Origin of the sequence: Streptomyces sp. ISL-87 (genome assembly GCF_018614095.1) — a bacterium.
Lineage (GTDB): Bacteria > Actinomycetota > Actinomycetes > Streptomycetales > Streptomycetaceae > Streptomyces.
Window position 1 is genome coordinate 1 of the sequence record NZ_JAGGOY010000128.1, and the last position, 18,849, is coordinate 18,849.

The 18,849-nt window shown below is 72.9% G+C and carries 17 protein-coding genes and 1 pseudogene; 10 read left to right on the forward strand and 8 right to left on the reverse strand.

The features are described from left to right. Positions 1-70: 70 nt before the first annotated feature. Complete coding sequence (gene tdh / locus J7I97_RS35280; protein ID WP_214943851.1) at positions 71-1,099, reverse strand: L-threonine 3-dehydrogenase; 1,029 nt, start codon at positions 1,097-1,099, stop codon at positions 71-73. A 211-nt stretch (positions 1,100-1,310) separates the two neighbouring features. Here tdh and J7I97_RS35285 point away from each other — a divergent pair, with 211 nt between their 5' ends. Then, positions 1,311-2,219 (forward strand): alpha/beta hydrolase, encoded by a 909-nt coding sequence (locus tag J7I97_RS35285; protein WP_308369389.1) that lies wholly within the window; start codon positions 1,311-1,313, stop codon positions 2,217-2,219. Positions 2,220-2,277: 58 nt separating this feature from the next. Here J7I97_RS35285 and J7I97_RS35290 read toward each other — a convergent pair whose 3' ends face one another. Both J7I97_RS35290 and J7I97_RS35295 read right to left on the reverse strand, forming a co-directional pair. Further along, positions 2,278-2,991: a class I SAM-dependent methyltransferase gene (locus J7I97_RS35290; protein ID WP_214943853.1), complete on the reverse strand. Its 714-nt coding sequence runs from the start codon at positions 2,989-2,991 to the stop codon at positions 2,278-2,280. Between the two features lie 101 nt (positions 2,992-3,092). After that, positions 3,093-3,650 (reverse strand): annotated as a pseudogene (locus J7I97_RS35295) (LysR substrate-binding domain-containing protein); the annotation flags it as partial. Between J7I97_RS35295 and J7I97_RS35300 the strand changes: the two are divergent. The 3 genes from J7I97_RS35300 to J7I97_RS35310 all read left to right on the forward strand — a co-directional run bounded on the left by J7I97_RS35300 (position 3,632) and on the right by J7I97_RS35310 (position 8,459). Continuing rightward, complete coding sequence (locus tag J7I97_RS35300; RefSeq protein WP_214943855.1) at positions 3,632-4,345, forward strand: MFS transporter; 714 nt, start codon at positions 3,632-3,634, stop codon at positions 4,343-4,345. The pseudogene J7I97_RS35295 and the gene J7I97_RS35300 sit on opposite strands and share 19 nt — an antisense overlap. 296 nt (positions 4,346-4,641) lie before the next feature. Continuing rightward, positions 4,642-6,762 carry a SpoIIE family protein phosphatase gene (locus tag J7I97_RS35305; RefSeq protein WP_214943898.1) on the forward strand — a complete coding sequence of 707 codons (2,121 nt, stop codon included), beginning with the start codon at positions 4,642-4,644 and terminating at the stop codon, positions 6,760-6,762. A 290-nt stretch (positions 6,763-7,052) separates the two neighbouring features. Next, a complete protein-coding gene (locus J7I97_RS35310) occupies positions 7,053-8,459 on the forward strand; it encodes an APC family permease (protein WP_214943857.1) in 1,407 nt (468 codons plus the stop codon). Positions 8,460-8,462: 3 nt separating this feature from the next. On the opposite strand, the gene J7I97_RS35315 is transcribed toward J7I97_RS35310, so the two are convergent. Continuing rightward, positions 8,463-9,503: an NAD(P)-dependent alcohol dehydrogenase gene (locus J7I97_RS35315; protein WP_214943859.1), complete on the reverse strand. Its 1,041-nt coding sequence runs from the start codon at positions 9,501-9,503 to the stop codon at positions 8,463-8,465. Positions 9,504-9,629: 126 nt separating this feature from the next. Between J7I97_RS35315 and J7I97_RS35320 the strand changes: the two genes are divergently transcribed. Beyond that, positions 9,630-10,439, forward strand: coding sequence for a helix-turn-helix domain-containing protein (locus J7I97_RS35320; RefSeq protein WP_214943861.1), 810 nt, complete (start codon positions 9,630-9,632; stop codon positions 10,437-10,439). A 130-nt stretch (positions 10,440-10,569) separates the two neighbouring features. Here the strand turns inward: J7I97_RS35320 and J7I97_RS35325 are convergent, their stop codons facing one another. Both J7I97_RS35325 and J7I97_RS35330 read right to left on the reverse strand, forming a co-directional pair. After that, complete coding sequence (locus tag J7I97_RS35325) at positions 10,570-12,378, reverse strand: glycoside hydrolase family 15 protein (protein WP_214943863.1); 1,809 nt, start codon at positions 12,376-12,378, stop codon at positions 10,570-10,572. A gap of 99 nt (positions 12,379-12,477) precedes the next feature. Beyond that, entirely contained in the window at positions 12,478-13,035 is a 558-nt protein-coding gene (locus J7I97_RS35330; RefSeq protein WP_214943865.1) for a DoxX family protein, read from the reverse strand. Positions 13,036-13,213: 178 nt separating this feature from the next. On the opposite strand from J7I97_RS35330, the gene J7I97_RS35335 reads away from it, so the two are divergent. Further along, entirely contained in the window at positions 13,214-13,678 is a 465-nt protein-coding gene (locus J7I97_RS35335) for a MarR family winged helix-turn-helix transcriptional regulator (protein ID WP_214943867.1), read from the forward strand. A gap of 17 nt (positions 13,679-13,695) precedes the next feature. Then, positions 13,696-13,992, forward strand: coding sequence for a YkvA family protein (locus J7I97_RS35340; protein WP_214943869.1), 297 nt, complete (start codon positions 13,696-13,698; stop codon positions 13,990-13,992). Between the two features lie 186 nt (positions 13,993-14,178). Here J7I97_RS35340 and J7I97_RS35345 read toward each other — a convergent pair whose 3' ends face one another. Beyond that, on the reverse strand, positions 14,179-14,829 hold the full coding sequence (locus J7I97_RS35345; RefSeq protein ID WP_214943872.1) for a hypothetical protein: 651 nt from the start codon (positions 14,827-14,829) through the stop codon (positions 14,179-14,181). 270 nt (positions 14,830-15,099) lie between these two features. Between J7I97_RS35345 and dhaK the strand changes: the two genes are divergently transcribed. The 3 genes from dhaK to J7I97_RS35360 all read left to right on the forward strand — a co-directional run bounded on the left by dhaK (position 15,100) and on the right by J7I97_RS35360 (position 17,639). Then, positions 15,100-16,104, forward strand: a complete 1,005-nt coding sequence (gene dhaK, locus J7I97_RS35350) for a dihydroxyacetone kinase subunit DhaK (RefSeq protein ID WP_214943874.1) — start codon at positions 15,100-15,102, stop codon at positions 16,102-16,104. Between the two features lie 165 nt (positions 16,105-16,269). Next, entirely contained in the window at positions 16,270-16,875 is a 606-nt protein-coding gene (gene dhaL / locus J7I97_RS35355; RefSeq protein ID WP_214943876.1) for a dihydroxyacetone kinase subunit DhaL, read from the forward strand. Positions 16,876-17,228: 353 nt separating this feature from the next. Continuing rightward, positions 17,229-17,639, forward strand: a complete 411-nt coding sequence (locus tag J7I97_RS35360; protein ID WP_214943878.1) for a PTS-dependent dihydroxyacetone kinase phosphotransferase subunit DhaM — start codon at positions 17,229-17,231, stop codon at positions 17,637-17,639. A 537-nt stretch (positions 17,640-18,176) separates the two neighbouring features. On the opposite strand, the gene J7I97_RS35365 is transcribed toward J7I97_RS35360, so the two are convergent. Beyond that, positions 18,177-18,755 (reverse strand): helix-turn-helix domain-containing protein, encoded by a 579-nt coding sequence (locus J7I97_RS35365; RefSeq protein ID WP_308369388.1) that lies wholly within the window; start codon positions 18,753-18,755, stop codon positions 18,177-18,179. Positions 18,756-18,849 lie beyond the last annotated feature (94 nt).

Genomic DNA, 18,849 nt, shown 5'->3' on the forward strand with positions numbered 1-18,849 from the left:
GGGCCGGAAGGGCCGGAAGGGCCGGAAGGGCCAGCGGGACCTGGAGGATCCTGACGGCCCGAAGGCGCTGTTACGCCGTCCAGTCCAGGATGATCTTGCCGCTGCGGGCGGTCGACGCCTCGTCGAAGGCGGCCTCGAACTCCGTGTGCGAGTAGCGGCCGGTGATGACGGGGCTGAGGTCGAGCCCGCCCTCCAGCAGCACGGTCATCGCGTACCACGTCTCGAACATCTCGCGGCCGTAGATCCCCTTGATGGTGATCATCGAGGTGACGACCTTCGCCCAGTCGACCGGGAACTCCTGCGCGGGCAGACCCAGCATGGCGATCCGGCCGCCGTGCGTCATGTTGTCGATCATGTCGCGCATCGCCTCGGGGCGGCCGGACATCTCGAGACCGATGTCGAAGCCCTCCCGCAGGCCCAGCTGCGCCTGTGCGTCGGCGATCGTCGACTCGCGCACGTCCAGCGCGAGCGTGGCCCCCGCCTTGCGGGCGATCTCCAGCCGCTCCGGGCTGACATCGGTGATGACCACGCTGCGGGCACCCGCGTGCCGGGCCACGGCCGCCGCCATGATCCCGATCGGGCCGGCGCCGGTGATCAGCACGTCCTCGCCGACCAGCGGGAAGGACAGCGCGGTGTGCACGGCGTTGCCGAACGGGTCGAAGATCGCCGCGACGTCCAGGTCCACGGCGGTCCGGTGCACCCACACGTTCTGCGCGGGCAGGACCACGTACTCGGCGAAGGCACCGTTGCGGCCGACGCCGAGCCCGATCGTGCTCCGGCAGAGGTGGCGGCGCCCGGCCAGGCAGTTGCGGCACTTGCCGCACACCAGGTGGCCCTCGCCGCTGACCAGCGCGCCGACCTCGATGTCGCGGACGTCGGCGCCGAGCGCCGCCACCTCGCCCACGAACTCGTGGCCGAGCACGAGCGGGGTCTTGACCGCGCCCTGCGCCCAGCCGTCCCAGGCCCGGATGTGCAGGTCGGTTCCGCAGATACCGGTGCGCAGCACCTTGATCAGCACATCGCCGGGACCGTACTCGGGCTCGGGAACGTCCATGAGCCACAGCCCGGGCTCGGCCTTGTGCTTGACGAGTGCCTTCATGGGGTGGCTCCAGGCATGCGGAAGGGTGCACCGCGAGCGCGTGGGCACATGCGGCGTTGAGGACGGGCACCAATCTGCCGACCGGCCCGGTGATCAGTCCATCGAGACTTTCTTAAGCGGGTCGACAGCCCAGCTTCACGCCTATGCTCCTCAGGAGACGGGGCAGGGGCCAGGGCACGCGCCAGGGCAGGGGAACGGGGAGGTGAGGGGCGTGCCGAGTCTGCGCAGCAGGGCGCTTTCGGCCGCGCTGATCGCGGCGGGTCGGCGAAGACGGTTCGCGAGTGCCGAGGCGGTCCGGGCACGGGTGGCGGAGTCCGCGCGCCGGCCCGCGTCGCACCTGCCGCCGCGCTCGCTGGGCCGGGTCGCCGAGGTGTCGCGGACCTTCGTCGGGGCCTGGCCGGTGTACGACCTCTCGCCCCGCGGCGGCGAACCCGCGGCGCAGGTGCTGTACGTGCACGGCGGCGGGTACATCAACGAGCTGACCCGGCCGCACTGGTCGCTGATCAGGACCCTGGTCACGCGGGCGCGGGCCCGGGTCGTCGTACCGGCGTACATACTCGCCCCGCGCGGTACCGCCGACCGGACGGTCCCGGTGGCCGCCGACTTGCTCAGCGGCCTGATCGAGAGCGGCGGAGCCGGCGGGACGGTGCTGATCGGGGACTCCGCCGGGGCCGGGCTGGCGATGGCCGCCGCGCAGCGGCTGCGCGACCGGACCGGGGCGCAGCCGTCCCGGATCGTGCTGATCTCGCCCTGGCTGGACGTGACCATGAGCCACCCCGACCAGGCGGCGATCGAGGCGGGCGACCCGATGCTGGCGCGGCCGGGGCTGGTCGAGGCCGGGCGGCTCTACGCCGGGAACCTCGCGGCCGACGACCCCCGGGTGAGCCCGCTGCACGGGACCTTCGCGGGGCTGGCGCCGCTGACGGTGTTCACCGGGACCCGGGACGTGCTGATCACCGACAGCCGCGAACTGGTGCGCCGGGCCCGGGCGGGCGGGGCCGAGGTGGAGTTCCACGAGGAGCCGGGGCTGCCGCACGTGTACCCGCTGCTGCCGCTGCCGGAGGGGCGGGCCGCCCGCAACCGGATCGTGGAGCTCGTCAGATCGGCGGCCGATCTGTGACACCCCGGCGGCCGACACCCCTGCGGCCGACACCCCGGCAGCCGACACCCCCGCGGCCCTACGCCGTGCAGGTCATCAGGGAGCTGACCGGCCAGGCGCGGTACGCCGTCCAGTACGCCTCGTCGCGCACCGCGTCGGCGGGCGGGGGCCGGCCCGGCTGCCAGCCGACGGTGCTGAAGCCCGCCTCGACGGCCCCTTCGGCGAAGTCGGAGTGCGTCCACTCGCGGTACTCGAAGTGCACCGGCGGCTCGGTGACGTACTGCGCCTTCAGCAGCGGCGCGTCGCCGTCCGGCACCCGGTCCAGGATGCGCACCCCGTAGGGCGACCAGTCCACGCGCGGGAACGCACCGGCGTTGGGCACGATGGCCAGCAGCCGGCCCCCAGGCCGCAGGTTGGCCCGGATGGACCGGAACATCGCGTGCAGGGCCTCCCGGTCGGGGGCGTGGTTGAAGAGGTACACGGCGGTGGCGAGGTCGAAGGGGCCGAGCTGCGGCATGCCGGCCGCGTCGGCGACGACGTACTCGACGCTCGCGGTCGCCCCGGTGTGCCGCTCCCGGGCCCGGCGGATGCGTTCGGGGCAGCTGTCGACGCCCACGGTGCGCCGGGCCCCGCCGCTCGCCAGCAGCCGGACGGTGCCGCCGTGCCCGCAGGCCAGGTCGAGGGCGTCGAGCCCGCGTACGCCGCCGAGGGCGTCCAGCGCCGTGCGGAGGGTGAAGCTGTCGGCTTCCGAAAAGGCCGTCGGAGTCGCTGACATGTCGTGCTGCTGTTGCATGTCCGCATGCCTCCCCGGGCGCGGGAAGGCGGATCGCCGTTGTGCCGCACCGTCCCCCGGACGGGGGAGGCGTTCGGGTCAGTCCGTACGGCGTACGGGGCTCAGGGCGCCGGGGTCGGCCCCTCGGCCGGAACCAGCTCTCGGGCACAGCCGCGCAGCCAGGCGTGGGCGGGGTCGGCGTCGTGGCGGGGGTGCCAGGCCATACCGAACCGCAGGGGCGGCAGGTCGAGGGGGATCGGGAAGGTCTCCAGCCCCAGTGCGGTGGCGAGCGGCTGGGCCTGCGAGGTGAGCAGCCCGACGAGGTCGGTGTCGCGCAGGACGAACAGGGAGGCGGGGAAGGTGCCGACGCTGCCCACCACCCGCCGGGTCAGGCCCCGTTCGGCGAGCGCGGCGTCCACCGGCCCTTCGAGGCGACCGCGCCGGGAGACGATCAGGTGCTCGGCGGCGGCGAACCGACGGGCGGTGACCCGGCCGCGCAGGAGCGGGTGACCGGAACGGACGACGGCGACCATGCGCACGTCGCTGAGGTGCTCGATGCGTACCTCGGGGGAACGGGTGTCGACGACGCCGAGTTCCAGGTCGGCGACCCCCTCGCGCAGGGCCGGGGTGTCCACGTGGCTCTCCGCCAGGAACCGCACGGGTGCTGACCGCCTTCGGCGCCGGTGCGGGGCTGCTCGCCGCCTTCACCGGCCACGCGCTGCGCGCCGAGCGCCCGCTCCTGGATCCCCGGATCTTCGTTTCGCGGAGGCTGCGGGCGGGGACGCTCGGCATCGGCACCGGCTTCTTCGGGCTGTTCTCGCTGTTCTACGTCAACGCCCAGTACCTCCAGTACGCCAAGGGCTTCTCCCCCGCCGTGACCGGCCTGGCGATCGTCCCGCTGACGATCGGCATGGCGGTGGTGCCCCGGCTGGGCGCCCGGCTCGCGGAGCGGACCGGACCGATGCTGCCCGTCGGCGCGGGACTCGGCCTTATCGGGGCGGGACTACTGCTGATCTCCACCGTCGACGCGGGCACCCCGTACGCCCTGTACGCGCTCTGCCTGCTGGTGCTGTCCATCGGGACCGGACTCTGCGCGCCCTCGCTGACCCTGACCGTCGTCACCGAGCTGCCGGGGCACCAGGCCGGGCTGGGATCCGGGCTGAACACCGCGGCCCGCGAAATCGGCGCCGCGCTCGGGGTCGCGGTGGTCGGCACGGTGCTGGCCTCCCGCTTCCACGGGAATCCGCAGGATCCGGCGCAGATCGGCGCATTCACCGATGCCGTGGGAGCCGCCCTGCGCACGGTGGCGGTGGTGCTGCTGGTGGCGTCGGCCGCGGTGGTGGCGGGCTACCGGCAGCGGGCCGCCTCCGGCTGACCTGCGGCGGCGGTGGCACAGGCGGCGCCGAGGCGGCCGGGACCACAGGGGCCGCCGGGACCACAGGGACCGCCGGACCACAGGCACCGCCGGGACCACCGAGGCCGCCGGGACCGCCGGGGCCCCGAGGGCCGCCAGGGCCGCCAGGGCCGCCAGGGCCGCCTGGCAGCGCGCACCGGACGCGGCGCGCGCCGCCTGTTCGCCGGGACCGCTATGCTGGCGTGTCCTTCGGCGCGCATCCTGGCTGTGTGACGGCGACACCGGACCGCCGCCCCGCTTCAGACGCCACGGCCAGGATGCTCGCGCGGGCCGTCGTCGACGCGGTGCAGGCCGTCGGCGGGCACGCGGGCGGGGTCTACCTGCGCTCCGGTACCGAGGGGCTGCTGCTGATGGCCGCGCTCACCGGGGTGCCCGGGCCGCTGTTCCGGCCCTGGTGGCGGATGCACGTGAACCGCCCGTTCCCGGTCGCCGAGGCGTACCGCTCCGGGCACTCCGTGTATCTACCGGACGCGGAGACGGCCATGACCCGGTTCCCGCAGCTGATGGCCGGGCTGCCGTTCCCCTTCGCGTCCCTGTACGAGCCGGTATCGGCCGGGAGCGAGCGGTTCGGCGTCCTGCTGGTGCTGCGCGCGACGACGCCCGGGGTCCCGGTGGGAACCGCCGACCGGGAAGGGCTGCGCGCGGCCTCGGACCGGCTGGCCGGGGAACTGGCGGCGCTCGCCGCGGCGGGGACGCCGGTGGTGTGGGACGGCGCCCCGCTGGAGGTACCGCCGCCCGTGCGCGCCGTGGGGCCCCGCGAGGCGTTGGACCGGCTCGCACAGGCCGTGCTCTCCGTGGACCGCCAGGGCCGGATCGGCTACGCCAACACCTCCGCGGAGACCCTGCTCGGCCTGGCGGAGCCGAAGCTGCGCGGACAGGACCTCTGGGAAGCGCTGCCCTGGCTCAACCATCCCGCGTACGAGGACTACTTCCGGGCCGTGTTCCTGGCCGGGGACCCGGTGCACTTCCCGATCCGCAGCGGCCGGCACGCGCCCGGCGACTGGCTGTCGGTCAGCCTCTACCCGGGGCCCGACGGGGTGACCGTGACGATCGGCACCGCCGAACCGCCCCCCTACTCACCCGCATCGGCGGTCCTGCCCGGCGCCGGCCTGGGCTCGCCGGCCGACCGGGCCGCCGCCCTGTACCGGCCGGTGGCCCTCGCCATCGCGCTGAGCGAGGCGGTCACGGCCCGCCAGGTGTCGGCGGTGGTCACCGACGAGCTGCTCCCGGCCTTCGGCGGACGCCAGTTGGCGATCTATCTGCTCAACGAGCGCCATCTGCACCTGGCTTGGGAGACCGGCTTCCCGAAGGGCTTCCTGGACCGGTTCGACGGGGTCGCGCTCGATGTCCGGCTGCCCGGCGTGGAGACCCTGACCTCGGGCCGGCCGATGTTCTTCGAGTCGATGGAACACCTGGCCGCGGCCTACCCGGGGATCCCGCTGGACGCACATGTCGGGGCCCGCGCCTTCCTGCCGCTGATCGCCTCGGGCCGGCCGGTGGGCTCGTGCATCCTCGGCTTCGACGCGCCGCGCGGCTTCAGCCCGGAGGAGCGTACGGTGCTGACCGCGCTGGCCGGGCTGATCGCGCAGGCCCTGGAGCGGGCGCAGCGCTACGACAGTGAGGCGGCGCTGGCCCGCGGACTGCAGGCGGGCCTGCTGCCGCACCGGCTGCCGGTGCGCGAGCACGTGGCGACGGTGGGCCGGTATCTGCCCGGCAGCGTCGGCATGGACGTCGGCGGCGACTGGTACGACGTCATCGAGACGGGCCCGACCACGCTGGCCCTGGTCATCGGGGACGTCCAGGGCCACGGGGTGGCGGCCGCCGCGACCATGGGCCAGCTCCGCAGCGCCGTACGGGCCTTCGCGCTCAGCGGCAATACGCCGGACCAGGTCCTGGGCGGCACCAACCGGCTGCTGATCGACCTGGACCCCGGCCAGTTCGCCAGCTGCTGCTACGTGCTGCTCGACTGGGAGTCGGGGACCGCGCTGGCCGTCCGGGCCGGGCACCCGCAACCGTTGCTGCGGCACGCCGACGGGCGGACAGAGGTGCTGGACCTGCCCGGCGGTGTGGTGCTCGGCATCGACGCGGACGCCGGTTATCCGGTGACGGAACTGCGGATGGCGCCGGGCGCGGTGCTCGCCCTGTACACCGACGGGCTGGTGGAGAAGCCGGGTACGGACATCGACGTCGGCGTGGAGCGCCTGCGCGTCGCGCTGGCGGCGGCCCGGCCCGCCCCGCTGACGGAGATGGCCGACCGGCTGGTCAGCGAGGCGGGAGACTCCGCCGACCGGCCGGACGACATCGCCCTGCTGCTGGCCTCCCGCACGGACGGCGCCGACGCCGTGCTCAGCCCCCGGGCGGCCACCAAGCAGCGCTGACCGCCCCGGCGAGCGCCCGTCTCGGCAAAGCGGAAGAAAATTTCGGTGGATCTAGATGCGGTTCCCGCACCCCGGCGCTGCGCAGTATTTACGCGCTCTTAACGCCGCATTCGGGGGCCATGGAGTTCGCACAACGATGGAATCCGCAGGTGAACAGCTCTTGACCTGCGGATCTCGCAGGGATTGCATGTCGGCCCGGGAGCCACTGAACACTCTGCTCACCACCGCCTCGGAGGCGATACCGCTCCCGCGTTCACTCACCGCATCTGCCGATCGGAACCCCCGCACCGATGTCTGACACGATCAGCGCCCCTCAGGCCCTCGCCCCGCCCACCGCGCCCGTCCCCCAGAAGCTCAAGCGCTCCATCGGCGTCGTCGGGGGGACTCTGCTCACGCTCTCGTGCGTGACCCCCGCCTCGACCCTGTTCGTCGTCGTGCCCGACCTGTTCTCCAGCCTCGGCACCTGGGCGGCCCTCACCATCGCCATCGGCTCGCTGCTCTGTATCGGCGTGGCGTTCTGCTACTCCGAGCTGGGCACGCTCATCCCCAGCGCCGGCGGCGAGTACGCCATGGTGTCCACCATGGCCGGCCGGCTCGCCGGGTGGCTGGTCTTCGTACTGTCCCTGCTCGTCGTGATGATCGTGCCCCCGGTGATCGCCATGGGGACGGCCGACTACCTCGCCCCGGTCATCGACATACCGGCCCCGGTCGCCGGTGGCGGCGTGATGCTGCTCGCCACCCTCGCCGGCCTGCTCGATCTGCGGGCCAACGCCTGGATCACCGGCATCTTCCTGGTCCTGGAAGTGGTCGCCGCCGCACTGGTCGCCGTACTCGGTTTCGCGCACAGCGAGCGGGGCGCCGACGCGCTGGTCCACGGCTCGGTGGCCGCCGAGGGCGGTGGCACGTCGACCGTGACCGCGATGATGGTGGTCTCGGGGCTGGCGATCGCGCTGTTCATCACCCAGGGCTTCTCGACCGCCGTCTACCTGTCCGAGGAGCTGGAGAACCCGCGGCGCAACGTCCCGCGGACCGTGCTCGCCACCCTCGCCATCTCCACCGCCGTCATCCTGGTCCCGGTCATCGCCATCACCATGGGCGCCCCGGACCTGGACGCGCTGACCGCCGGGGACCTCGGCGGGATGGTCACCGCCTGGTCCAACTCGGCCGTCGGCACCTTCGTGAGCCTGTGTGTGGCCCTCGCGATCGTTAACGCGGGCATCGTCATGGTCATCCAGAACTCCCGGGTGCTCTTCGCCTCCGCCCGTGACAAGGCCTGGCCCGCGCCCGTCAACAACGCGCTGTCGAAGCTGGGCCGCTTCGGCTCCCCGTGGGTGGCCACGCTGCTGGTCGGTGTCCCGGGTGCGGCGATGTGCTTCGTCAATCTCGACACCCTGTACGGGGTCACCGGCGTCTCGGTGACCGGCATGTACCTGCTGGTCGCGGTCGCCGCGCTGTTCAGCCGGCGCGGGGCGCACCGCGAGACGACCGCCTGGCGGATGCCGCTGTGGCCGGCCGTGCCGGTGGTGCTGATCGCCGTGTTCGCGTACATCCTGACCCAGCAGGACACCCAGTACCTGCTGTGGACGGGCGGGATCACCGCTGTGGCCACCGTGTACTGGGCGCTGTACCTGCGGCCGCGCCAGGACTCCCGCTGGCTGGTCAGTATTCCGGAGGACGGCGAGGCCGTCGCCGCGTAGCGCTCAACTCCCCATCCGGATCACCACTTTGCCGAACGGCGCGTCCTTCGCGTAGCCGCGGTAGGCCGCGTGCGCCTCTTCGAAGGGGTGCACGCGGCCTATGACCGGGCGCAGTCCGTGCGCGGTGACGGCCAGGTTCATGTCCTCGAACTGGGCCCGGCTGCCGACGAAGACGCGGCGGATCGTCGCCAGGCTCGACGCGTACACCGCGTGCGGGATCTCGATGCCGGACTTGCGGGCACTGCCGGTGATCAGCAGGGCTATCTGCGCGTAGAGCGCACTGGCCCGCACCGACTGCCCGATGGTCTCCGGGCCGCCCGTCTCCACTACCAGGTCGGCGCCGAGGCCTCCGGTCAACTCCCTTACCTGTACCCCCCATTCAGGGTCACGGGTGTAGTCCACGACCGCATCGGCCCCGAGCGCCCTGAGCCGTTCCGCCTTCTCCTCGCTGGAGGTGGTGGACACGACCCGGCAGCCCAGCAGCTTCGCGAACTGCACCGCGAAGAGGGAGACCGGGCCGGTGCCGAGGGTCAGCACCGTCTGGCCGGCCAGCAGCGGTTCGCCGCCGGTCAGCGCGTTCCAGGCGGTGACCCCGGCGCACGGCAGGGTGGCCGCCTCCTCCCAGGTCAGATGGTCCGGGACGCGGACCGCCCACTGCTCGTCCAGTACGGCGTACTCCGCGAGCATTCCGTCGAGCGTGCAGCCGGGCTGGTCGACGGTGTCCGGGGTGATCCGGCCGGAGCGCCAGCGCGGGAAGTACGCGCAGGACACGCGGTCGCCCACCGCGAACCGGGTCACCGCCTCCCCCACGGCGACCACCTCGCCCGCACCGTCGCTGAGCGGGACCACCCCGGGGACGGCGGGCAGGGGGTAGCGCTCGTGGAGGATCATCAGGTCGCGCCGGTTCAAGGAGGCTGTGTGGAGGCGGATCACGATGCCGGTCGGCCCGACGGGCTCGGGGGCGTCGCCGCCCTCCCGGCCACCGCCCTCCCGCAGCACGATGCCGTCGATGTCGCCGAATGCTTCCAGGTGGTACGCGCGCATCTCGTTCTCCGGTCCGCCGGGGTGGTGTCCGCTCCTGACCCCGCCGATGCTCCGGGACCCGGAACACGCGCGGCAATTCCCTCCGGGGAATCGCCGGCTCCGCCGGGTGACGGCTAGAAAGGGGGCATGGCCAACCTCACCGCCCCGGCAGAGCCCTCCCCGTTCGCCCGCGAGATGCGCAGGCGGCGGTCGCTGCGCCGGATGAGCCAGCTGGAGCTCGCCACCCTCGCCGGGACCACCCAGCGGCACCTCAGCTTCATCGAGAGCGGCCGCTCGGCGCCGGGGCGGGCGATGGTGGTGCGGCTCGCTGAGTCGCTGGGCCTGACGCTCAGGGAGCGCAACTCCCTTCTGCTGGCCGCCGGTTTCGCGCCCGCGTACGCGGAGTCCCCGCGGGACGCCGCGGCCATCGAGCCGGCCATGACGGCCCTGCGCTCCATCCTGACCGGGCACCTGCCGTACCCGGCGGTGGTCGCGGGGCCGCGCGGTGAACTCGTTCTGGCGAACGAGGCGTTCGGCGTGCTCACGGAGGGCGCGGCGGCGCATCTGCTGGAGCCGCCGGTGAACGTACTGCGGCTCGCGCTGCACCCCGAGGGGATGGCGCCGCGTGTGGAGAACCTGGCGGCGTGGGGGCGGCACATCGTGGAGAGCCTGCGGGCCCGGGCGTTGGCGCATCCGGATCCCGAACTCGACCTGCTCATCGGCGAATTGCTCGGCTATCTGCCCGCCGGTGTGCCGACCGGGTCGGACCACCTCGGCTTCGCCGTGCCGCTGCGGCTGCGCACCGAGGGGGGCGAGCTACGGCTGCTGACCACGCTGACCTCCTTCGCCACGGCGGTGGACGTGACCCTGGCCGAGCTGCACCTGGAGGCCTTTCTCCCGGCCGACGACACGACGTGCGAGCTGCTGCGGCGCCGGGAGGAGGCCCGGACGGGCTAGTGCCGTAACCGGCAAGCCACGGCACTAGAGGACTGGCCCGCCGCTGCGGAGCCGGCTCGGCCCGCCGGCATTCCCGGTCTCTGCCGGCTCTTCCCCCGGCAGCGGCGCCGCCGCGAGCCCCACCGGCCGGTCAGGTGCCCGGCGCGTACCGCGCCTCGGCGAGGCCCAGGGTCAGCGCTGTGTTCACCAGGCCGATGTGACTGAACGCCTGGGGGAAGTTGCCCAGTTGACGTCCGGAGAGGGGGTCGTATTCCTCGGCGAGCAGTCCCACGTCGTTGCGTACGGCCAGCAGCCGCTCGAAGAGGGCCCGCGCCTCCTTCTCCCGGCCGGTCATGTGCAGGGCGTCGACCAGCCAGAACGAGCACGCCAGGAAGGCTCCTTCGCCGCCGGGCAGGCCGTCGACCGACGGGCCTTCGATGCTGTAGCGGCGGACCAGGCCGCTGCTGCCCAGCTCCTCGCGGACGGCGTCGACCGTGCCGATGACGCGCGGGTCGTCGGGCGGCAGGAAGCCGACCCTGGGGATGAGCAGGGTGGCCGCGTCCAGCTCGCGGGAGCCGTAGTACTGGGTGAAGGTGTTGCGCCCGGGGTCGTAGCCGTTCTCGCACACCTCGCGGTGCACTTCCTCCCGCATGACCCGCCACCGGTCCACGTCGCCGGGCAGCGAGGGGTCCTGCTCCAGGGTCCGGACCGCCCGGTCGGCGGCGACCCACGCCATCACCTTGGAGTGCACGAAGTGGCGGCGCGGGCCGCGCACTTCCCACAGGCCTTCGTCGGGCCGCTGCCAGTTGCGCTCCAGGAAGTCGAGGAGCGAGAGCTGGATCCGCCAGGCGTGCTTCTCCGCGGGGAGTCCGGCGGACCTGGCCAGGTACAGCGAGTCCAGGACCTCCCCGTACACGTCGAGCTGGAGCTGGTTCACGGCCGCGTTGCCGACCCGGACCGGAGCGGAGGAGGCGTAGCCGCGCAGCCAGGGAAGGTCCATCTCGGGGATCCGCCGCTCGCCCGCGATCCCGTACATGATCTGCAGGTCGGCGGGGTCGCCCGCAATCGCCCGCAGCAGCCACTCGCGCCAGGCCCGGGCCTCGTCGAGGAAGCCGGTCGCCAGGAGGGAGCCGAGGGTGAGGGTGGAGTCGCGCAGCCAGCAGTAGCGGTAGTCCCAGTTGCGGACACCGCCGAGCTCCTCGGGCAACGAGGTGGTGGAGGCGGCGACGATGCCTCCGGTCGGGGCGTAGGTGAGGGCCTTGAGGGTGATCAGGGAGCGGGTCACGGCCTCCCGGTAGGGGCCCTCGTAGCGGCACTGGGCGGACCAGTCCCGCCAGTCGGCGAGACTCTGCTCCAGTGCCTCGTACGGGTCGAGGGGCTCGGGGCGCGGTTCGTGCGAGGGGTGCCAGGTGAGCACGAAGGCGACCCGCTCCCCGGCGGTGACGGTGAATTCGGAGCGGTGGCAGTTGTCCTCGCCCCGGGTGGGTACGGGCGGCTCGCTGCGGAACCATACGGAGTCGGGGCCGGCGACGGCGACCCGTTCGCCGTCGCGGCGCCGGACCCAGGGGATGATGTGCCCGTAGTCGAACCGCAGGCGCAGGGCGCTGCGTACGGTGACCTCGCCGGAAAGGCCTTCGACGATCCGCATCAGATCGGGTGCGGTGTCCCGTTGCGGCATGAAGTCGATGACCTTGATCGAGCCGCCGTCCTCGGTCTCCCAGTACGACTCCAGGACCAGCGAGCCGTCCATGTAGGCGCGGCGGGTGCACCGCTCGCCGTCGATAGCCCCGGCCGGGGCGATCCGCCAGTGGCCGTTCTCCTCGTCCCCGAGGAGCGCGGCGAAGCAGGCCTCCGAGTCGAAGCGCGGCAGGCACAGCCAGTCGATGGACCCGTCGCGGCCGACGAGCCCGCTGCTCATGAGGTCGCCGATAAGTGCGTAGTCTTCGATGGGTTGTGTCATTTGTGCGCTGTTCCCCCGAATACCCGGGTCCAATCAGCGCGGCACCCGGGCACCCTCGTGCGCGCCACTTACGCTGCCTGCGCTGCCCGCGCGCTTGCGCTACTTGCGCACGAGGAGCGTCACGACCGCCAGGGCGACGCCGAGGGCGAGGGCGAGCGCGCCGTGAGCCAGGCGGTGGCCGCGCAGCACGGGGAGGAAGCGGTCGGCGGCGTACGCGCCGGGGCCGGTGAGGGCGAGGGCCGCCGCGCCGACCGTGAGGAGCAGCTCGTATTCGATGCCCTTGGGGGCGAAGAAGGACCCGGCGCCGTGGACCGCGATGGCGTTGATCATGGTGCCGACGACGGCTGCGCCCGCGAGCGGGGTGAGCAGTCCGAGGACGAGGCCGAGGCCGCCCAGGGTCTCGGTGAGGCCGGCGACGACGGCCATGGCGTCGCCCGCCGGGTAGCCGCTGGCGGTGAAGAACTGGCCGGTGCCTTCGATGCCGCCGCCACCGAACCAGCCGAAGAGCTTCTGGGAGCCGTGGGCGGCCATGGTCACGCCGAGGACGAGGCGCAGGAGCAGCAGGCCGGTGTCGTGGCCGGGGGTGGAGAGGGAGAGGGCAGCCTGGACGGGTGCGGTGGCCTGCGGCTTCGTCGTGGCGACGGAGGGGCTGGTCATGGTGGGGGGATCCTTCCGGTCGAGGCGGCCCTCGACATTGACGTGCTGGTCGCGGTACTCGGTGCTCGGTACTGCGGTGGGTCGGTAGTCGGTGGTCGGTAGTTCAAATTCGAACCGAACCGACGGCCTCGACCTTAACCATTGATTCAAATTGGAACAACCCGTGTAGGCTGGGCCCATGGCTGAAACGAGATGGCTGGACGACCGCGAGATGCGCGCCTGGAGCGGATTCCTGGCCGCGTCCGCGCTGGTGAACCGCCACCTCGACCAGCAGCTCAAGGACGACTCCGGACTCTCCCACCAGCAGTACGAGATCCTCGTCCGACTCGCCGCGGCCCCGGAACGCGAGCTGCGGATGACCGAACTCGCCAATGGCCTGATCAACTCCAAGAGCGGGCTGACCTACCAGGTCACCCAGCTGGAGAAGGCCGGACTGGTCCGCCGCCGCAGCTGCCCCTCCGACGTCCGGGGGGTCTTCGCCGTCCTCACCGACGCCGGCCGCGCCCGCCTGGACGAGGCCGCGCCGGGCCATGTGCGGATGGTGCGGAAAGCCCTGATCGACATCCTCACACCCGAGCAGCTCGACGCGCTCGCCGACGGGCTGGGTGAGGTCAGCCGCCGGCTGCGGGAACAGGGCGCCTGACCGGGTATAGGGACGGTATGGACGGAAAGGTCTGGCTCACGTTCGCCGTGATCGTCGCCATCGGGCTGGCGATCACCGCGGCCGCTCTGCTCGTACGGGTGATCAAGGCGCGACGGCTACTCCTGGACGCCGGAATTCCGCTGCGCGACAAGGCCCTCTTCTGGGTCGCCGTGGCGTACACCCTCTCACCGGTGGACCTGATCCCGGACCCCGTGTACCTCGACGACATCGGCGTCCTGCTGCTGGCCCTGCGCTCCCTCCAGGCAGCCGCGTCGGCGTCCCGCCAGGCCAAAGAGCCCAGCTTTGAGGCATAAGGGCGTGTATTCTCAGGGGAGTTGAGTCGCCAGGGCTGGGCTGTACGCGCTGGGCGTAGTCCGAGTGGACCCTCGACCACACCGTTGCGGCCGTGCCGCTCCTGGAGGGGCGGGTACTGCTGCACGAGAACGCTCTCAACCTTCCCCGGCCGCGCCAGGCGCTCGATGACGATCTCGGCGGCGTGGTCATGACCTGCGCTCAATGCAGTGATGCGCGAGGCGAACCGGATCGAACGCGCCGACACCCTGGTGTCGCTCCCCCTCCACATCGCATGGCTCAGCCGCGAGAACATCGGTCACCTCATCGCCGTTTGCGGGGCGGGGTGGCACCACGACGTCCACCGCGTCCCCTCGGACGGCGAACAGCCCGATGCCGTGGAAGTCCGCGCGCAGCACAGCGTCATCCTTGCGCCGCAATACGCCGTCCGCCAAGGCCGTGCGAGCTGAGAACGGAGTGAACCGCTCGGCCTTCTCCATCGCCGCCTCCCAGCTGCGACCGGGCACGAAGACCATGTCGATGCGGACAGGCCGCATCGCCTTGCGGGTAATCGTCCCGTCTCGGCGGACCACCGCCTTCGGCAGGGACTTCAACACCCGCCGTTCCCTCTCGCTCAAGGAGTCGACGGGAACGGGCTCCCCGACGGGCAGCGCCATGAGGAGATCGAGCACATCCGGTCGCGTCAGCGCCGGCATCCCGGCAGTTGCTCGCCGCGCGCACTCTCGCGCGTCACGCCGGTAAGCCACAACGGCTTCCGCGCCGAAGGCCTCGACGACGGCCAACTTCGCCTCGCGGGGCACGAAGTCGCCGGGAGCCAACGCCTTTGCGACGACATCCATGGGCTCCCGCGCCGCGACCGCCATGACTCGACCCGCTCTCGTCCTGCTGTTGTCCCGCTCTCGTCCCGAACCCTGCAACGGCCGGCAGCCGGCGGGCTCCGACGAGTGAGCATCGGCACCGGCCACCACCGTACGACTGCGATCGCAGAACACCGGGCCACGCCGAATCCCGAGCCCGGGTACGGCCGGAGCTGCTTCACTGAGGCACCTAGACATAACCAGAAGGTCGTGTGCAGTCACTCACCGTACATACGCCCCCAGGAGATACGCATGAGGATGCTGATCAACAGTCCGGAGACCGTGGTTGCCGATGCGCTGAGGGGTATGGCGGCCGCACACCCCGAGTTGGATGTCGACGTGGAGCGGCGGGTCGTCGCACGGCGGGGCGCGCGGGACGGCGGGCGGGTCGGGGTGGTGTCCGGGGGCGGGTCCGGGCATGAGCCGCTGCATGCCGGGTTCGTGGGGTACGGGATGCTGTCGGCCGCATGCCCCGGCGAGGTGTTCACCTCGCCGGTGCCCGATCAGATGCTGCGCGCGGCCGCGGCCGTCGACGCCGGGCAGGGCGTGCTGTTCGTCGTGAAGAACTACACCGGGGACGTACTCAACTTCGAGATGGCCGCCGAGCTTGCCGAGGAGGACGGCCTCCGGATCGAGCGCGTGCTGGTCAACGACGATGTCGCCGTCACCGACAGCCTGTACACGGCCGGGCGGCGCGGTACCGGGGCCACGCTGTTCGTGGAGAAGATCGCCGGGGCGGCGGCCGAGGAGGGCGCACCGCTGGACCGCGTCGCGACGCTCGCGCGGCGGGTCAACGACTCCTCGCGGAGTTTCGGGGTGGCGCTGAGTGCCTGTACGACGCCCGCCAAGGGTAGCCCGACCTTCGATCTTCCCGACGGGGAGCTGGAGTTGGGGGTCGGCATCCACGGCGAGCCGGGCCGGGAGCGGCGGGCGATGATGCCGGCGCGGGAGATCGCGGAGGTGGCGATGGACGCCGTACTGGACGACCTGGCGGAGGTGGGCCCGCCTGACGGGCCGGTGCTCGCGCTGGTCAACGGGATGGGTGCGACGCCTCTGCTGGAGCTGTACGGGTTCCACGCGGAGGTGGCGCGGGTGCTGGGCGAGCGGGGGGTGCCGGTGGCGCGGACGCTCGTGGGGAACTACGTGACGTCGCTGGACATGGCGGGGTGTTCGGTCACGTTGTGCCGCATGGACGAGGAACTGCTGCGCCTGTGGGACGCGCCCGTGCAGACAGCCGCACTGCGGTGGGGGCGCTGAGGGGATGGCGGGGCGGAGGGCCGCTGGACGGACGGCGGCTGGGCGTGTGGGCTGACGGTGCGGCTGCGGATGTGGCCGGGGGTACGGCCGGGGGTACGGCCGGGGGTACGGCTGAACGTATGGTGGCCGTGGGACTGGCCAGGCGATGTGAGGCGAGGAGATCCGGTGCGTGACGCAGACTTCTTCCGGCGCTGGATGGCAGCCGCCGCGGCCGCGGTGGAGCGGGAGGCGGACCGGCTGACCGAACTCGACTCCCCCATCGGCGACGCCGACCACGGAAGCAACCTGCTGCGCGGATTCACGGCGGTGCGGGCGGCCTTGGCGTCCGGGGAGCCGGCCACGCCGGGCGCGGTACTCCAGCTGGCCGGGCGGACCCTGATCTCGACGGTCGGCGGCGCGTCCGGACCGCTGTACGGGACGCTGCTGCGGCGAACCGGCAAGGAGCTCGGCGAGGCGGCCGAGGTCTCCGACCAGGATCTGCGCAAGGCCCTGTACGTGGGGGTGGGCGCGGTGGCTCAACTGGGCGGGGCGGCACCGGGCGACAAGACGATGCTCGACGCGCTGGTCCCGGGGGTGGCGGCGCTCAGTACGTCGTACCGCGCGGCCGGGGACGCGGCGGAGAACGGGGCACTGGCGACGGTACCGCTCCAAGCGCGCAAGGGCCGGGCCAGTTACTTGGGCGAGCGGAGCATCGGGCACCAGGATCCGGGCGCGACCTCGTCGGCGCTGCTGCTGGGGGCGCTCGCGGACGTGGCGGAGCCGGGGGCGTGAGCGGCCCTGCGACGCCGACGGGGCGGGGGCCCGGGCAGGGGCTTGGGTCTGCGCCTGGACCGGGACCGGGACCCGGGCCGAGATCTGCGCCAGAGCCAGGGGCTGCGCCTGGGCCGCGACCGGGACCCCGGCCGGAGCCTGTGTCCGGGTCTGCACTGGGGCCCGGACCCGGGCCGAGGTCTGCACCGGAGCCAGGGGCTGCGCCAGAGCCAGTGTCCGTGGGGCCCGGACCCGGGCCGAGGTCTGCGCCGGAGCCTGTGTCTGGGTCCGTGCTGGGGCCGGGGCCGCAGTCGGGCACCGGGACTGAGCCGGGACCCGGGACTGAGCCGGGACCCGTACCTGAGCCGGGGCCCGTGCCGGTACCGACGCCGGTCGTCGGTGTGGTGCTCGTGTCGCACAGTGCGGGGGTCGCCGAGTCAGTGGCAGGGATGGCCCGCGGGCTGGCGGCGGGCGGGCCCGTGGCCCCGGTGGCCGCTGCGGGTGGCACGGCGGACGGCGGGCTCGGGACGAACGCGGAGCGGATCGTGGCCGCGGCCCGGTCGGTGGACCAGGGCGCGGGGGTCGCGCTGCTGGCAGACCTGGGGAGCTCGGTACTGACGGTGAAGGCGCTGCTGCTGGAGGACGAGCTGCCGGCGGGAGCGCGGCTGGTGGATGCGCCATTCGTGGAAGGGGCCGTGGCGGCGGTGGTCGCCGCGTCAGCGGGAGCCCCGTTGGACGGGGTCATCGCGGCTGCCGCCGAGGCGTACGGGTACCGGAAGGTCTGACCCTGCGGCCGGCCGGGTGGCCTGGGGGGCGCCGTCCAGCCGGGTAGCCCGCCGAGTGTCCCGGGGGCCGTCCGTCAGGCGCCCGCCATACTGCCCTGGGGTTGGGTGCCTTCCGGCCCCGTGGCCCCTCAGGTGCCCAGGGTGCGCGCCTTCCGGCCGTATGGGCCGAGGGTGCGCCGTCCAGCCGTGTCCGGGAATGCCGTTCAGCCGACGTGGCCCTCTGGGGTGTCCCCGGGGGGCCGTCCGGCAAGGCCCGCCGGATGTCCCCGGGATGCCGTCCGGCAAGGAGGCCCGCCGGATGTCCCCGGGGTGCGCGCCTTCCGGCCCGGTGGGCTCGCCTTAGGTGCCCCAAGGGGGTACGCCGACCCAGGGCCCGGGCCCGGGACTCCTCTCCGGCCGGGTCGCCTCGCCGGGTGCTCCAGGGTGCGTGGCTTCCAAACCCGCATAGGCCCCGCTTCGGGTCTCCCCCGGAGGGGTACGCCGGGCACCCCCTCGTTGATCTCGCTCGGGCAAAGGACCCGTACGCGAGAGCCGGGTTCAGTGTGCGCGTACGCCGTCGATGGCGATCGCCAGCATCCGGTCGGCCTCGGCCGGGCCGTCGGGGTCCTGCTCGGTGGCCAGCGAGATGGCGCTGACGAGCTTCAGCAGATGGACGATGGCGATCTTCGGGCGGACGGCGCCCGCCGCTCGGGCGCGTGCGATGAGAGCGTCGCCGGCGTTGATGATCATCTCGTGGCATGTGCTGCCCAGCGTCGGGTCGTTGCCGTGCATCAGGGACGCGCCCAGACCCCGGTTGGCCACGGCATGCGCGCCGACGGCGCGGAGCCAGGCGAACAGCGCCTCTCCCGGATCGGGGTCGGAGAGCAGGTCGTCGGCCTTGGCGCAGAGCGCCTCCACCCGGTCTTTGAAGACCGCCTCCAGGAGGGCCTGCCGGGAGGGGAAGTGCCGGTGCAGGGTGGCCGAGCCGACCCCGGCGCGGCGGGCGACCTCCTCCAAGGAGGCGTCGGCGCCGTGCTCGGCGACCAGGGCCCCGGCGGCGGCCACGATCTTCTCGACGTTGCGGCGGGCGTCGGCGCGCAGGGGCCTCCGGGGCGGCACGGCGGCGTTCTTGGACACGGGCGGGGCTCCTGGCGACTTGATAAGTGGGGTGGCCCTCCATATTGTAGCGAACGACAACCGGAGGGCCACCCCATTTACGGGGAGGGCTCCT